Origin of the sequence: Rhodococcus sp. NPDC057014, from assembly GCF_042673295.1 — a bacterium.
GTDB lineage: Bacteria > Actinomycetota > Actinomycetes > Mycobacteriales > Mycobacteriaceae > Rhodococcus_F.
Genome location: NZ_JBHUSF010000203.1, coordinates 1 through 16,097 on the forward strand (window position 1 = coordinate 1; position 16,097 = coordinate 16,097).

Annotated in this window: 14 protein-coding genes; 9 read left to right on the forward strand and 5 right to left on the reverse strand. The window is 69.4% G+C overall.

All coding sequences use genetic code 11. The features are described 5' to 3' along the window. The 3 genes from ACFTZB_RS30095 to ACFTZB_RS30105 form a co-directional block, all read right to left on the reverse strand. The coding region (locus ACFTZB_RS30095) for a VWA domain-containing protein (RefSeq protein ID WP_378436982.1) at positions 1-1,425 on the reverse strand (1,425 nt) is incomplete at its 3' end. A gap of 11 nt (positions 1,426-1,436) precedes the next feature. Beyond that, positions 1,437-2,318 (reverse strand): AAA family ATPase, encoded by an 882-nt coding sequence (locus tag ACFTZB_RS30100; protein ID WP_378436984.1) that lies wholly within the window; start codon positions 2,316-2,318, stop codon positions 1,437-1,439. Positions 2,319-2,383: 65 nt separating this feature from the next. After that, positions 2,384-3,664: a glutamate-5-semialdehyde dehydrogenase gene (locus tag ACFTZB_RS30105; RefSeq protein WP_276138509.1), complete on the reverse strand. Its 1,281-nt coding sequence runs from the start codon at positions 3,662-3,664 to the stop codon at positions 2,384-2,386. A 113-nt stretch (positions 3,665-3,777) separates the two neighbouring features. Between ACFTZB_RS30105 and ACFTZB_RS30110 the strand changes: the two genes are divergently transcribed. From ACFTZB_RS30110 to ACFTZB_RS30150, 9 genes are all read left to right on the forward strand, one after another. After that, positions 3,778-4,878, forward strand: coding sequence for an NADH:flavin oxidoreductase/NADH oxidase (locus tag ACFTZB_RS30110; RefSeq protein ID WP_378436987.1), 1,101 nt, complete (start codon positions 3,778-3,780; stop codon positions 4,876-4,878). 243 nt (positions 4,879-5,121) lie between these two features. Then, on the forward strand, positions 5,122-6,588 hold the full coding sequence (locus ACFTZB_RS30115; RefSeq protein WP_378436988.1) for an MFS transporter: 1,467 nt from the start codon (positions 5,122-5,124) through the stop codon (positions 6,586-6,588). A 9-nt stretch (positions 6,589-6,597) separates the two neighbouring features. Further along, positions 6,598-7,464 (forward strand): ribokinase, encoded by an 867-nt coding sequence (locus tag ACFTZB_RS30120; RefSeq protein WP_378436990.1) that lies wholly within the window; start codon positions 6,598-6,600, stop codon positions 7,462-7,464. A gap of 55 nt (positions 7,465-7,519) precedes the next feature. After that, positions 7,520-9,619, forward strand: a complete 2,100-nt coding sequence (locus ACFTZB_RS30125; RefSeq protein WP_378436992.1) for a RecQ family ATP-dependent DNA helicase — start codon at positions 7,520-7,522, stop codon at positions 9,617-9,619. A gap of 151 nt (positions 9,620-9,770) precedes the next feature. Beyond that, on the forward strand, positions 9,771-10,283 hold the full coding sequence (gene ectA, locus ACFTZB_RS30130; RefSeq protein WP_009474013.1) for a diaminobutyrate acetyltransferase: 513 nt from the start codon (positions 9,771-9,773) through the stop codon (positions 10,281-10,283). A gap of 27 nt (positions 10,284-10,310) precedes the next feature. After that, complete coding sequence (gene ectB, locus ACFTZB_RS30135; RefSeq protein WP_160102521.1) at positions 10,311-11,573, forward strand: diaminobutyrate--2-oxoglutarate transaminase; 1,263 nt, start codon at positions 10,311-10,313, stop codon at positions 11,571-11,573. 17 nt (positions 11,574-11,590) lie between these two features. Next, the gene (locus ACFTZB_RS30140; protein WP_378436995.1) at positions 11,591-11,989 is read left to right on the forward strand and encodes an ectoine synthase; all 399 of its coding nucleotides are present in this window, start codon (positions 11,591-11,593) and stop codon (positions 11,987-11,989) included. A gap of 10 nt (positions 11,990-11,999) precedes the next feature. Next, positions 12,000-12,935, forward strand: coding sequence for a D-isomer specific 2-hydroxyacid dehydrogenase family protein (locus tag ACFTZB_RS30145; protein ID WP_378436997.1), 936 nt, complete (start codon positions 12,000-12,002; stop codon positions 12,933-12,935). Between the two features lie 21 nt (positions 12,936-12,956). Continuing rightward, a complete protein-coding gene (locus tag ACFTZB_RS30150; protein ID WP_378437002.1) occupies positions 12,957-13,784 on the forward strand; it encodes an NAD-dependent protein deacetylase in 828 nt (275 codons plus the stop codon). A gap of 3 nt (positions 13,785-13,787) precedes the next feature. Here ACFTZB_RS30150 and proB read toward each other — a convergent pair whose 3' ends face one another. Next, a complete protein-coding gene (gene proB / locus ACFTZB_RS30155) occupies positions 13,788-14,888 on the reverse strand; it encodes a glutamate 5-kinase (RefSeq protein WP_378437004.1) in 1,101 nt (366 codons plus the stop codon). After that, on the reverse strand, positions 14,885-16,097 hold a 1,213-nt coding region (gene obgE, locus ACFTZB_RS30160), incomplete at its 5' end, for a GTPase ObgE (RefSeq protein ID WP_378437006.1). The genes obgE and proB, both read right to left, overlap by 4 nt.

A 16,097-nucleotide genomic window follows, 5' to 3' on the forward strand; every position in this document is an offset into this window, starting at 1 on the left:
CTGCTGAGCGGATCGGCATTCGTGCATGCTGATGACCTCGTTGTACACCGTGGCCGCCGAGTCGCCCGATCCCCACTGACCGCGGGGCTCCGGGTTGAGCCAGTGCGCGTGCTTCGCCACCGACACCAGTCGGGCCAGTGCCTCCAGGTTCGGGTCGCGGTAGTTGTTGCGGCCGTCGCCGAGCACCAGCAGCGACGTGCGGGACGTGATGCTCTGGGTGAACCGCTCGGCGAACACCCCGAACGCGTTGCCGTAATCGGAGTGCCCGTCGTAGCCGACCAGGTCGGCTTCCCGGATCATCCGCGACATGGCGCTCCCGAGGTCGGCTCCCGCGTCGAAGAAGCGGGTGACCTCGTCGGTGGTGTCGATGAACGCGAACACCCGCACCCGGGAGAACTGTTCGCGCAGCGCGTGGACGAGCAGCAGCGTGAAGTGGCTGAATCCGGCGACCGAACCCGACACGTCGCACATCACGACGAGTTCGGGGCGCGCCCGGCGGGGTTTGCGCTGGACGAGGTCGATGGGCACGCCGCCCGTGGACATCGATTTGCGCAGGGTCCGGCGGAGGTCGATCGAACCGGCACTCGCCCTACTGCGCCGCACGGCCAGCCGGCTGGCGAGCAGCCGGGCCAGCGGGGTGACGTTGCGTTTCAGCGCGGTCAGCTCGGCGTCCGAGGCGCGCAGGAAGTCGACCTCCTCGGCCAGCCGGGGGACGCCGTACGACGCGACCCGTTCCTTGCCGAGGTTCTCGGCCGACCGGCGCCGCGTCTCCTTCTCGATCATCTTGCGGAAGTCGGCGATCCGCTGGGCGGCGGTGCGCTTGGCCACCTCGGATTCGTAACTGTCCGTCGTCCGGGCCCCGGTGTCCTGCTGATTGCCCAGGAGTCCGTCGAGGATCTTCTTCAGCAGGGTTTCCGGGGCGACGTCCCGCAGCGCCTGGTAGGCGGAGAACGACGGCCCGTTCGCCGACTGGTACTGCCCCAGTTCCTCGACCATCTGCGCGGTCAGCAACTCGGTGAGCTCGATCGCCTCCGGTGACCCGTCGGTGAGCAGGTCGACGATCAGCTCGCGCAGCGCCTCGTAGTCGATGTCACCCTTCGCGTTCCGCGGCAGGCTCGTGTCGATCGCCCCGGCCGCCCGGTTCCCGACGGCCGCCGGGAACCACAGTTCGAACAACGCGTCGAACGTGGGCCGGTGGGTGGGCCGCCGCAGCAGCGCACACGCCAGACCCTCCCGCAGGGATTCCCGGTCGAGCAGGTCGAGGACCGACATCACCTGCCCGGCGTCGACCGTCTCGGACGGTCCGACCGTGATCCCGCGCCGCCGCAGCGCTTCGACGAAGTCGACGAGATGCCCCGGCAGCCCGTGTGGCGCCGCGGGACCGCCCGGCTTCGACCGGGACGCGAGGGGACCACCAGCAGCCATGGCGAAGCCCTTCAGTTCAGTCGCAGCTCGGCAGCGGCCCGCAGCTGGTCGGATTGGTGTTTGAGAACGACACCCAGCGTCGCGCGCACGGCGTCGTCGTCGAGGGTGTCGAGCCCGAGCGCCAGGAGGGTGCGACCCCAGTCGATGGTCTCGGCCACCGACGGCAGCTTCTTCAGCTGCATGCCGCGCAGCACGCGGATCGTCTTGACCAGTTGCTCGGCCACCGCCTCGGGCAGTTCCGGCACCCGGCTCGCGAGGATCCTCCGCTCGAGTTCGGCGTCGGGGAAGTCGAGGTGCAGGAACAGGCAGCGGCGCTTGAGCGCCTCCGACAGTTCGCGGGTGGCGTTCGAGGTGAGGACGACGAACGGCTTGCGCGTGGCGGTGATGGTGCCCAGTTCGGGGACGGTGACCGCGAAATCGCTGAGCACCTCGAGGAGCAGGCCCTCGATCTCGACGTCGGCCTTGTCGGTCTCGTCGATCAGCAGCACCGTCGGGTCCTCGCGCCGGATGGCGGTCAGCAGCGGCCGCGACAGCAGGAACTCCTCGGAGAAGACGTCCGCCTTGGTGGCGTCCCAGTTGTGGTCGCTGCCCGCCTGGATGCGCAGGATCTGTTTCGCGTGATTCCACTCGTACAGGGCGCGGGCCTCGTCGACGCCCTCGTAGCACTGCAGCCGCACCAGTTCGGCGCCGGTGGTCTCGGCGACGGCCCGGGCCAGTTCGGTCTTGCCGACGCCGGCAGGCCCCTCGATGAGCAGGGGTTTTCCGAGTCGGTCGGCGAGGAACACCGCGGTCGCGGTGCCCTTGTCGGACAGATACCCGGTTTCGGCGAGCCGAGCGGTGACGTCGTCGACACTGGCGAAGAACGGCGTCGTGGTGGGCAGTGCGCGATCCACGCTCGCTCCTTTCGGAAGGGGGGACGGCCAGAAGGGGGCTTGACGGAGGGAAGTCCGGCGGGGGTCTAGACCGGGCGGGTGTGCCCGTCTCCCCACACGATCCACTTGGTGGACGTCAGTTCGGGAAGCCCCATCGGGCCGCGTGCGTGCAGTTTCTGCGTGGAGATCCCGATCTCGGCGCCGAATCCGAACTGCTCACCGTCGGTGAAGGCGGTAGAGGCGTTGACCATCACGGCGGCGGCGTCGACGCGGGCGGTGAACTCGCGGGCGGCCGCGAGGTCGGACGTCACGATGGCCTCGGTGTGACCGGTGCCGTACCGGTCGATGTGCTCGACCGCGGCGTTCAGGTCGTCGACCACCTTGAGTGCCACGTCGAGGGTGAGGTACTCCTCGGACCAGTCCGACTCGGTCGCGGGCACCAGCCCGGGCAGGTCCCCGTGCACGGTCACACTGTGCATCTGCAGGGCCTGCAGGAGCTTCGGCACCGCCGTCTCGGCGATCGCGGCGTCCACCAGCACGGTCTCCGCCGTGTTGCAGACACTCGGCCGCCGCGTCTTGGAATTGAGCAGGACCCGTTCCGCCATCTCCAGATCGGCCGCCGCGTGGACGTAGACGTGGCAGTTGCCGACGCCCGTCTCGATCGTCGGAACGGTCGCGTCGCGCACCACGGCGCTGATCAGACCGGCCCCGCCACGGGGGATCACGACATCCACCAGTCCGCGGGCCTGGATCAGGTGCGTCACGCTGGAGCGGTCCTCGCTCGGCAGCAACTGCACGGCGTCCTCCGGCAGCTGTTGCGCCGCCAGCGCCGCCCGCAGCGCCACGACCAGCGCCGCATTCGACTTCGCCGCGGACGAGGAGCCGCGCAGCAGCGCCGCGTTGCCCGACTTCAGGGCCAGTCCGAACGCGTCGACGGTGACGTTGGGCCTGGCCTCGTACACCATCCCCACCACGCCGAGCGGAACCCGCAGCTGACGCAGTTCGAGTCCGTTCGGGAGCGTGGAGCCGCGCACCACCTCACCGACCGGGTCGGGCAGACCGGCCACCTGACGCAGGCCGGACGCGATCCCCTCGATCCGCTCCGCGGTCAGCCGCAGCCGGTCGAGCAGGGAGTCCTCGGTGCCCGACGCCTTGGCCGCCTCGATGTCGGCGGCGTTGGCGGCGAGGATGTCGGTGGATGCGGCGAGCACGGCGTCGGCCGCCGCGTGGAGCGCCGCATCCTTCTGCGCGGTGGTGAGCAGCGCGAGGACCCGCGACGCGGTGCGGGCACGACGGGCCGCTGCGTGGACGGCTTCACGGGTATCCACCGTGGCACCGGCCGACGAGGTGGAAGTCACTGCAGTCATGAACACAGCCTATATACAGCGCTGGACACCCCGCGGAGCGGGAAGGGCGGGAATGATTTCGTCCCCTGGACGGGTTGCGACTGGTCGAGACCATCAGAGGTAGGAGTGCTGCAGTGAGCGTGTTGTTCGAACCCGTCACCTTCCGTGGAGTCACCGTCCCCAACCGGGTGTGGATGGCGCCGATGTGCCAGTACTCGGCCGACGTGACCGGCAGCGACGTGGGGGTGCCGAACGACTGGCACCGGACGCACCTCGTGACGCGGGCCATCGGCGGTGCAGGCCTGATCCTCACCGAGGCGACGGCGGTCAGCCCGGAGGGTCGCATCAGCCCGGCCGACCTCGGCATCTGGAACGACACCCAGACCGAGGCCTTCGCGCAGATCAACGCCCAGCTCGAGTACTTCGGCGCGGTTCCCGGCATCCAACTCGGGCACGCCGGGCGCAAGGGGTCCGCGCACGTCCCGTGGCGCGGCGGGGGGAGCCTCGCCGACGACGACCGGCTGTCGTGGCGGACGGTGGCACCGAGCGCGATCGGTTTCGGCGACCACACCCCGCCCGCGGCGGCGACGACCGAGGACATCCGGAAGGTGGTCGCGGATTTCGCCGCCGCCGCCGAACGGGCGTCGCGCGCCGGCTTCAAGGTGGTGGAAGTCCATGCGGCACACGGCTATCTGCTGCACGAGTTCCTGTCCCCGGTCAGCAATCGCCGCACGGACGAGTATGGCGGCAGCTTCGCGGGCCGCATTCGTCTCCTGCTGGAGGTCGTCGAGGCGGTGCGCGGCGTGTGGCCGGCCGAACTGCCGGTCTTCGTCCGGGTGTCGGCCACCGACTGGTTGTCCGAGGAGCCCGGGCTCGACGCGGACAGCTGGACCCCGGACCAGACCGTCGCCCTCGTGCAGGCGCTCGCCGATCTGGGCGTCGACCTCGTCGACGTCTCCAGCGGCGGTGTCGCGTCCGCGCGGATCCCGGTCGGCCCCGGCTACCAGGTTCCGTTCGCCCGTCGCATCCAGAACGAGACCCTGCTGCCGGCCGCCGCGGTGGGGCTCATCACCGAGCCGGAGCAGGCCGAGCGGATCGTGGAGTCGGGAGAGGCCGTCGCCGTGTTCCTCGGACGGGAACTGCTGCGCGACCCGTACTGGCCGCGAAAAGCGGCACGCACATTGAATGCCCAGGTGACGCCGCAGATTCCGGCGCAGTACGCCCGCGCGTTCTGAGTCTCGGGCCGACAAGCCCCCGCATCCTTTGCTACGGTAATCGCTCTTACAGCTGGTAGTCCCGCACCCCCGACGGTGGGGCGGGACCGACCCACGAGCCAGAGCCGATCGGCGGGGGCCGCATCGCGCCGAAGGGCCGTGGGTTGCCGAACCCGACCAGCAATCGCCGTGCGGGCGACGAAAAGATGCGTGCATCAGGTACGTGCCCCGTGCGGGTGATAACTGCGCTGGGGAGCGCACGACATGAATGCACCAGATCACTCGATCACGTCGGCCGAGGTGGCCGAATCACCTGATGTCACGGTCACCGACGAGGCCTCCGTCACACGCGCCGTCAAGGCGACGATGCTCGGTAACGCCATGGAGTGGTTCGACTTCGGCGTGTACGCCTACCTGGCGACCACGATCGGCAAGGTCTTCTTTCCCGAGGCCAGCGGCACCGCACAGCTACTGTCGACGTTCGCGATCTTCGCTGCGGCCTTCATCGTCCGCCCCCTCGGTGGACTGTTCTTCGGTCCGCTCGGCGACCGGATCGGCCGCAAGAAGGTACTCGCCACCACGATCATCCTGATGGCGGGCAGTACGTTCGCCATCGGCCTGATCCCGAGTTACGGATCCATCGGGCTCGCGGCACCGATCCTGCTGGTGCTGTTCCGGCTCGTGCAGGGATTCTCCACGGGCGGCGAGTACGGCGGCGCGAGCACGTTCGTCGCCGAGTACGCACCGGACAAACGCCGCGGGTTCTTCGCGAGCTTCCTCGAATTCGGCACCCTCGCCGGGTATGTCGCGGCCGCGGGGCTGGTCACCGTCATCAGCACCGTGGTGAGCGCCGACGCCCTGATCGACTGGGCGTGGCGGATTCCGTTCCTGCTCGCCGGACCGTTGGGCCTGATCGGCCTGTACCTGCGGCTGCGGCTGGAGGAGACGCCCGCGTTCCAGCAGATGGAGCAGGCCGAAGAGCGTTCGCTCGCAGACGAATCCACGGGACGCAAACTGCGCGAGACGCTGGTGGACAACTGGCGTCCGCTGGTGCTGTGCGTGATCCTGGTCGCCACCTACAACATCGCGCACTACGGCCTGCTCAGCTACATGCCGACGTACCTGTCGAACACACTCGGCTACGACGAATCGCACGGTCTCGTCCTCATGATCATCGTGATGCTCATCATGATGGTGGCGATCAGTTTCGTCGGAAAGCTGTCCGACCGCGTCGGTCGTAAACCGTTGCTGCTGGCCGGTTTCGTCGGCTTCTTCGCGTTGTCGCTGCCGGCGTACCTGCTGATCGGGGTGGGCCACTACTTCACCGTCTTCCTGGGCCTCGCGATCCTCGGTGGCCTGCTGCTGCTGTTCGTCGGCGTGTTCCCGTCGGTCCTTCCCGCACTGTTCCCCACCGGGATCCGCTACGGCGGCCTGGCGATCGGATACAACCTCGCGGTGTCGATATTCGGTGGCACCACTCCCCTGGTGCTCACGGCACTGCAGGACGCGACGGGCAGCGACCTCGTCGCGCCGATGTACATGATGGCCGCGGCGGTCGTCGGCGGGATCGCGGTGCTGCTCATCTCGGAGACCGCCCGCAAGCCCCTCGAGGGTTCGCCGCCCGCCGTGTCCACGGACGCGGAGGCCCGGCGCATCCTGAAGCGCCTCCGCCGCACGGGCGACGCATCCGCTGCGCCCGCACAGGAGACGGCGCCCGCCGACGCGGGCTAGTCTCGGGATATGTCCGCTCCCAGGGTCGCCGTGGTCGGCAGCGTCAACATGGATCTACTGACGGCGACCGAGCGGTTGCCCGGGCCCGGGGAGACGATCCTGGGAAGCGCCTTCGCTGCCACCCCGGGCGGCAAGGGTGCCAACCAGGCGATCGCCGCGGCGCGGGCGGGCGGGGCCGTGACGTTCGTCGGGGCGGTCGGCTCCGATGTGTTCGCCCTCGACCTGCGGCAGGCCCTCGTCGACGCCGAGGTCGACACCCGGTATCTGCGGGAGGTCGACGGGCCGAGCGGGATCGCGGCGATCACCGTCGACGCCGCAGGCGAGAACAGCATCGTCGTGGTCCCCGGCGCCAACAGCACCGTCGTGGACCTGACTCCCGCCGAGCTCGCGGCGGTCGCGGACGCCGACGTCCTGCTGTGCCAACTCGAGATACCTCTGGGCACCGTGGTGGCCGCGGCGGCGCACGCCGCGGCCCACGGCACCGTCGTGATGGTGAATGCGTCACCGGCGCAGCCACTTCCGCCCGAGCTCGTGGAGCTGATCGACGTGCTGCTGGTGAACCGGACCGAGGCCGGGCAACTCGGCGCCGCCGTCACCGGCGCCGTCCCCCACGTCGTCACCACGCTGGGATCGTCGGGCGCGGACTACGCGGGCCGCGACGGCACCACTCTCCACGCCGACTCCCCGGCAGTCGAGGTGGTCGACACGACCGGCGCGGGCGACGCCTTCGCGGGTGCCCTCGGCGTGGCGTGGCGCGACGGCCCCGAGACCGCCGTCCCGTTCGCGTGCACGGCGGGCGCGCTCGCGACCACCCGCCGTGGCGCGTCCACGTCGTCGCCCACCCTCGCCGAGATCGAGGCGGCCCTTCCCGGCTGAGTGCCCCGCACCTGCCTGGATCGTCCGTGTCACCCCGGTCGTGCACCATGGGGGCATGACGACCGCCACCGAACCCGCACTCCGTGACGAGGCCGAACGGCTGCTCCGCGAGCTGGCAGGCGAGCACGCCACCCTCCGCGACGACCAGTGGACGGCCATCGAGGCGCTCGTGGTGGGGCGCAGACGGGCCCTCGTCGTCCAGCGCACGGGCTGGGGCAAGTCGGCGGTGTACTTCATCGCGGCGAAGCTCCTGCGGGCACACGGGCACGGTCCGACGGTCATCGTGTCGCCGCTGCTGGCGCTGATGCGGAACCAGGTGGCCTCCGCCGAGCGCGCCGGGGTGCGCGCCGCCACCATCAACTCCGGGAACGTCACCGAGTGGGACGACATCCACACCAGGGTCGCGGACAACGAACTCGACGTGCTGCTCGTCAGCCCCGAGCGTCTCAACAACCCCGACTTCCGCGACCAGGTGCTGCCCTCACTCGCCGCCGACGCCGGTCTCGTCGTCGTCGACGAGGCACACTGCGTGTCGGACTGGGGTCACGACTTCCGCCCCGACTACCGGCGGATCCGCACGCTGATCGCCGAGCTGGGCGAGGGCATCCCCGTGCTGGCCACCACGGCCACGGCGAACGATCGCGTCGTCTCCGACGTCTCCACGCAGCTCGGGGTGGGTGGCGCGGAGACCCTCGTCCTGCGCGGCGGCCTCGAACGCGAGTCGCTGCACCTGTCGGTCGTGCAGATTCCGGAGGCCACCGCCCGGGCCGCGTGGCTCGCCCAGAAGCTCGACACCCTGCCCGGCTCGGGCATCATCTACGCGCTCACCGTGTCGGCGGCCCGGGACCTGGCGAGCCTGCTGTCCGAGCGGGGGCACACGGTCGCCGCATACACCGGGCAGACCGACGCCGCCGAGCGCGAGACCCTCGAGCAGGACCTGCTCGGCAACCGCGTCAAGGCGCTGGTGGCCACGTCCGCGCTCGGGATGGGATTCGACAAGCCCGACCTGGGGTTCGTCGTTCACCTCGGTGCGCCGTCGTCGCCCATCTCCTACTACCAGCAGGTCGGGCGCGCAGGCCGGTCCACCGACCGCGCCGAGGTGATCCTGCTGCCCGGATCCGAGGACAAGCAGATCTGGAGCTATTTCGCGTCCGTCGCGTTCCCCCGCGAGCACGTGGTGCGCCGGGTGATCGAGGTCCTCGACACCGACCGGCCGCAGTCCACGCAGGCGCTCGAACCACTCGTGGAGCTCGGCCGCACCCGGCTGGAGATGGTGCTGAAGGTCCTGGACGTGGACGGCGCCGTGCGCCGGGTACGAGGCGGCTGGGTGGGCACCGGGGAGCCCTGGACGTACGACGCCGACCGGTACGAGCGTCTCGAGCGTGCCCGCGAATCCGAGCAGCAGGCGATGATCGAGTACCAGCGGATCACCACGTGCCGGATGGCGTTCCTGCGCGAACAGCTCGACGACCCGGGCCTGGCGGCGGGCACGTCCGACTGCGGCCGGTGCGACAACTGCACCGGAGAGCGCCACGACGCGACCGTCGACGCCGAGGCGGTGCAACAGACCCGAGCGCGCCTCGAGCGCCCAGGCGTGGATCTGGCGCCCCGCAAACAGTGGCCCACGGGCCTCGCGAAGCTCGGCGTGACGCTGTCCGGGAAGATCTCCGACGGTCCCGAACCGGGTCGCGTCCTGGGCCGGCTGTCCGATCTGGGCTGGGGCCAGCGCCTGCGCTCCCTGCTCGACGAACCGGACGGCCCGGCGCCCGACGCGGTGCTGAAGGCCTGCATCCAGGTACTGGCGTCCTGGGACTGGGCCGAGCGGCCCACGGCGGTGATGGCGGTCGAATCGGCCACCCACCCGCTTCTGTCGGCGTCGGTTGCGGGGCAGCTGGCGGCGGTGGGCCGCCTCACCGACCTGGGGGTTCTGCGACTGCGCCCCGAGCACCCGCCGGTGTCCGCGGCCAACTCCGCCTACCGGGTGGCCGGGCTCGTCGATGCCTGGGAGTCCCCCGGTGTCTCCGCGGGCACCGGACCGGTGCTGCTCGTCGACACCCTCACGGACACCGGATGGACCCTCACGATGGCCGCTCGAACGCTCCGCTCCGCGGGTGCGACATCGGTCCTCCCCTTCGCGCTCGCGAGTCTCAAATAGGCGAAGTGTGTCGCTTGCGGTTCACCCAAAAGTTACATAATGTGATGAGCATCACTTTGCACGTCTCACCTGCAAAGCTCTGCCGCCTGAACTGTCCAATTTCGCGAGGCACGTGAAATCGAAGGGGATGGTTGTTAGGTTCGAATTTCCAATGACGCCTGTTCAGAAGAGTGCCATCCCGACCACCGCGCCGGACGCGGTGTTGTTCAGAAGTCCAGAGATCACTGACGGAGTCCGGCTCTGGGAGATCGCCAGGAACACGGAAGTGCTCGATCTCAATTCGAGCTACGCATACCTGTTGTGGTGTAGAGATTTCAGCCGATCGTCGGTCGTCGCAGTTGTCGACGAGCGCGTCGTGGGATTCGTCTCGGGCTTCATCCGCCCAGAATCCCCTGCGACGCTGTTCGTCTGGCAGGTTGCCGTAGACGCCGACCAGCGCGGCAAGGGAATTGCAGGTCGCATGCTGAGCGCGCTGCTCGATCGCCTTGCACCCGAAGGGATTACCCATCTCGAAACGACGATCAGCCCCGACAACGAGGCTTCGATCGCGCTGTTCACAGCATTGGCGCGTCGCCGAGATACGGCGATCAACAAGCAGGAACTGTTCTCCCCTAACGATTTTCCCGATGGACACGAAGCCGAAGATCTGTACACGATCGGCTAAGAGCATGCCCCGGAGGAATGCAGCAACATGACTAATTTCGATACCAACATTTTCGAGAGCCTCGAGTCCGAGGTTCGCAGCTACAGCCGCGGCTGGCCCGCCGTCTTCGAGTCGGCGTCCGGATCGTGGATCCGTGACGAGAACGGCCGCGACTACCTCGACTTCTTCGCCGGCGCAGGTTCGCTGAACTACGGCCACAACAACCCCGTCCTGAAGTCGGCGCTCGTCGACTACATCGTCGGCGACGGCATCACGCACGGTCTCGACATGTCCACCGTGGCCAAACGCGACCTGCTCGAGACCTTCCAGGACAAGATCTTGAAACCGCGAGGTCTCGACTACAAGGTCCAGTTCCCCGGACCCACCGGTACCAACACGGTCGAGGCCGCGCTGAAACTGGCGCGCAAGGTGACGGGTCGTTCGTCGATCATCAACTTCACCAACGCCTTCCACGGCATGACGCTCGGCGCCCTGTCGGTCACCGGTAACTCGATGAAGCGCGCCGGCGCCGGCATCCCTCTGGTGCACGCCACCCCGATGCCGTTCGACAACTACTTCGACGGAGTCACCGAGGACTTCCACTGGTTCTCCCGCGTGCTCGACGACTCGGGCAGTGGCCTGAACCGTCCTGCCGCCGTGATCGTCGAGACGGTCCAGGGTGAGGGTGGCGTCAACGTCGCCCGCCCCGAGTGGCTGCGCGCCCTCGCGGACCTGTGCGCCGAGCGCGACATCCTGCTGATCGTCGACGACGTCCAGATGGGCTGCGGACGCACCGGGCCGTTCTTCTCCTTCGAGATCGCCGGCATCACCCCGGACATCGTCTGCCTGTCGAAGTCCATCGGCGGGTACGGCCTCCCGATGGCGCTGACCCTGTTCAAGCGTGAGCTGGACGTGTGGGGCCCGGGTGAGCACAACGGCACGTTCCGCGGCAACAACCCGTCGTTCGTCACGTCGAAGGTCGCCCTGGACCACTACTGGTCCGACGACACCCTGCACAAGTCGACGCTGGCCAAGGGCGAGAAGATCCACCAGGCGTTCACCGAGTTGGCGAACCAGTTCGAGGGTTCCGTGTCCACCCGCGGCCGCGGGCTCGTCCAGGGCCTCGTGTTCGAGGAGCCGGAGCACGCGGGCAAGGTCTGCAAGCTCGCGTTCGACGAGGGACTGCTCGCGGAGACGTCCGGACCGTCCGACGAGGTGGTCAAACTCCTGCCGGCGCTCACCATCACCGACGAGGAACTGGACCACGGCCTGGCGATTCTCGCCGACGCCACCGGCAAGGTCTGCAGCTAGAGAGAGGACTGACACCCATGATCGTTCGCACCACCGCAGAAATCACCGACACCGAGCGCGACATCACCAGCGAGGACGGCAACTGGCGCAGCAAGCGCATCATCCTCGGCGGCGACAAAGTGGGCTTCTCGTTCCACGAGACCACGATCAAGGCGGGCTCGGTCAACGAGTTCCACTACGCCAACCACGTCGAGGCCGTCTGGCTCGTCGAGGGAACCGGCAAATTGATCGACCTCGACAACGACACGGTCTACGAACTCGGTCCCGGTTCGATGTACCTGCTCAACGGTCACGAGCGTCACCGTGTCGAGCCCGAGACCGAAATGCGGATGCTGTGCGTGTTCAACCCGCCCGTCACCGGCCGTGAGGTCCACGACGAAAACGGTGTCTACCCCTTGATCGAGGTTCCCGCGTAAGTTCGACCCCATGGCCGACGACGCTGCTGTTCCAGCTATAGCCATCGGACCCGCCCCGGACCCGCTCCTCGAGGATGCGGTGCGCCGGGGCGGTGCCCGTGTGGCACCCCTCGAGTCCGCGGACGCCCTGGTCTGGACCACCGGTCCGATCGGGTTCCCGGACCCGCTTCCCGAGAACATCCGCTGGGTGCAGCTGAACTCCGCGGGTGTCGAGGAATGGTTCGCCGCGAAGGTGATCAGACCCGACTCCACCGTGCTGTGGACGTCGGCGGCGGGCGCGTTCGCCGCGACGGTCGCCGAGCACGCGCTGACGCTGCTGCTGGCCGGGGTGCGGGCGCTGCCCGAGCACCTCGAGGCGAAGACCTGGCGCCAGCACGAGTTCTTCTCGAAGGTCGGCACCCTGCGCGGCACCACGGTCGCGATCGTGGGCGCCGGCGGAATCGGCCGGGCGCTGATCCCGATGCTCGCGGGCGTCGGCGCCGACGTCATCGCGGTGAATCGTTCCGGCAGCCCGGTGCCGGGCGCGATCGAGACGCTTCCCACCACCCGCCTGGGCGAGGTGTGGGCCCGGGCGGACCACTTCGTGCTCGGGGCTCCCGCCACCGACGCCACCCATCATCTGGTCGGGGCCGCGGAGTTCGCACAGATGAAGCCGACCGCGTGGGTGATCAACGTCGCGCGCGGCTCACTCGTCCACACCAACGCACTGGTGAAAGCGCTGCGGGACAACACGATCGGCGGTGCGGGACTCGACGTCACCGATCCCGAACCGCTCCCCGACGGTCACCCGCTGTGGAATCTGCCGAACGTGATCATCACCCCGCACGATTCCAACCCGCCTGCCGTCCGCCCCCCGGCGTTCGCCGAGCACGTGGCGCTGAACGTCACCCGCTTCGTCGCGGGTGAGCATCTCACCGCTCTGATCGATCCCGTGGTCGGGTACTGAACCGGCGCTATTCTGGAGAGCGTGTTCGCCCCACTGATCGACGTACTCGGGGGCCGGCGCCTGTGTGTGATCACCGGCGCCGGCATCTCCACGGATTCCGGGATCCCCGACTATCGCGGTCCGGATTCGCCCCCGCGCACTCCCATGACGTATCAGCAGTTCACCGGTGACCCCGATTTCCGCCGCCACTACTGGGCGCGGAACCACCTCGGCTGGCGGCACATGGACGCCGCCCGGCCCAACACCGGCCATCGCGCCCTGGCGGCGCTCGAACGGGCCGGTGTCGCATGTGCGGTCGTCACCCAGAACGTCGACCTTCTGCACACGAAGGCCGGCAGTCGCCGGGTGATCGACCTGCACGGCACGTACGCCCAGGTCCGGTGCCTGGCGTGCAATGCACTGATCTCGCGGGCCACGCTCGCCGACCGGCTCGAGCGTGCGAACCCGGGTTTCGCCGAAACCGTCGCCGCCGCACAGGGAGTGGAGATCGCACCGGACGCCGACGCGGTCGTCACCAGCACCGAGCATTTCCGGATGGTCGACTGCGAGGCGTGCGGCGGCATGCTCAAACCCGACATCGTGTACTTCGGCGAGTCCGTCCCGAAACCGCGGGTCGCGGCCGCCTACGACGTGGTCGACGAGGCCGAGGCACTGCTGGTGGCCGGGTCGTCGCTCACTGTCATGTCGGGACTGCGCTTCGTCCGGCACGCCGCCAAACGCGGAATCCCCATCGCGATCGTCAACCGGGGCGCGACGCGCGGCGACGAGTTCGCCACCCTCACCGTGCACGCCGGCTGCTCGGAAGCCCTCACCGCGCTGCTCGACGCGTCGTCCGCGCTACCCGCCTGACCGTCAGAGTGGCACCAGGTCGTCGGCGTGGACCACGGGCCGCTGCATCTCGGCAGGCAGTTCCTGGGTCGACTTGCCGAGGATGTCGCTGATCTCCGCCGAGTCGTACGCCACCACTCCCCTGGCCACGGGACGTTCCTCGGGGCCGAGGAGTGACACGACGTCGCCGCCGTAGAACCGTCCCGAAACCGCCGTGATGCCCGCAGGCAGCAGTGACCGCCGCCGGGTGACGACGGCGCGGACTGCCCCCTCGTCGATGTGCAGGACCCCCTGCTCGTCCGCGGCGTGCCGCACCCAGAACTTACGCGCCGACAACCGGGACGGTCGGGCCGCGAACGCGGTCCCCACACTGGCGTCCCGCAGCGCCGCCCCCGCGTCCGAGGCCGCCGCGAGCAGCACCGGCACACCCGCGTCGGCGGCGAGGCGCGCCGCGGACAGCTTGGACGCCATCCCTCCGGTACCGAGGGCGCCGCCCGAGCCCGCGACCACCCCGTCCAGATCCTCGGGGCTGTTCACCTCGGGGATCAGCGTCGCATTGCCCTTGCGCGGGTCGCCGTCGTACAGCCCGTCGACATCCGACAGCAACACGAGTGCGTCGGCGCCGACCAGGTGCGCGACGAGTGCCGCGAGCCGGTCGTTGTCACCGAACCGCAGCTCCGCGGTGGCGACGGTGTCGTTCTCGTTGACGATCGCGACCGCGTGCAGGGCGCGCAGACGGTCGAGGGTGCGCTGCGCGTTGCGGTGCTGCGCTCGGCGGGCGATGTCGTCCGCAGTGAGCAGCACCTGCCCCACCGTGCGCCCGTACCGGGCGAACGAGGTGCCCCAGGCGTGGGCGAGCGCCAGTTGGCCGACACTCGCCGCGGCCTGCTTCGTCGCCAGGTCCCGTGGCCGCTTCGTCAGCCCCAACGGGGCCAGGCCGGCGCCCACGGCGCCGGAGGAGACGACGACGACGTCGGAACCGGCACGCATCCGTGCCTCGATCGCGTCGGCCAGCGCGTCGAGCCGACCGACGTCGAGCCCGCCGACCAGACTGGTCAGCGCGGACGAGCCGATCTTCACGACGATGCTGCCCGCCGACGCGACCGTGCGCCGGGTGGCGCTCACTGGTCTTCGGGGTCGAGGCCTTCGAGACCGCGACGGACCCTGGATGCGTGCTTGCGTTCGGTCGCGCCGATGCGCTCCACCTGATCCAGACGCGGGTCGGTGCCGCGGCCTGTGCGGGTGAGATCGACGCCGGCCGGTGTCTGGGGCTCCCAGTCGAAGCTCACGTTGCCGATCGTGACGGACGCACCGGGCTCCGCACCCTGCTTGACGAGTTCGGTTTCCACACCGAGCCGCGCAAGTCGGTCGGCGAGGTAGCCCACGGCCTCGTCGTTGTCGAACTGCGTCTGCCGCACCCAGCGCTCCGGCCGCGTGCCGCGGACGATGAACCCACCGGGGATCTCGGGGTCGGCGACGACGCTGAAGCTGTTCTCGTTGGCGATCACCGGGCGGATCACCTGCCGCTTCGGCGCGGCCTTCGGGTGCGCCTCACGGTAATCCGCCACCAGCTTCGCCAGTGCGAACGTCAACGGGCGCAATCCCTCTCGGCTGACCGCCGAGATGGTGAAGACAGGCCACCCGCGGGCCTCGAGGTCGGGGGTGACCATCTCTGCCAACTCGGCCGCCTCCGGCACGTCGGCCTTGTTCAGGATCACGATGCGGGGCCGGTCCGCGAGGTCACCGAGCCCGGCGTCGCCGGACAGCGCACCCTTGTACGCGGCGAGTTCCGCCTCGAGCGCATCGATGTCCGAGACCGGGTCGCGGCCGGGGTCGAGCGTCGCACAGTCGACGACGTGGGCCAGCACGGCGCACCGTTCGAGGTGGCGCAGGAAGTCCAGCCCCAGTCCGCGGCCGTCGCTCGCGCCGGGGATCAAACCGGGCACGTCGGCCACCGTGAACGTGGTGTCGCCGCTCGACACGACGCCGAGGTTCGGCACGAGGGTCGTGAACGGGTAGTCGGCGATCTTCGGCTTCGCCGCCGACAGCACGGACACCAGCGAGGACTTGCCCGCCGACGGGAATCCGACCAGCCCGACATCGGCGACGGACTTCAGTTCGAGGACCAGTTCGCGCTCGACGCCGTCCTCACCGAGGAGGGCGAAACCCGGCGCCTTGCGCGCCTTCGACGAGAGGGCAGCGTTGCCGAGCCCGCCGCGGCCGCCCTGGGCGGCCTCGAAACGGGGGGCGGCCCCCAAGAGGTGGGGGGGGGTCCGGCCCGCCGCCGCGCGGGACAAGGTGGCGGCGGGGGCCGTCAAGGTAAGGTAGGGGCCC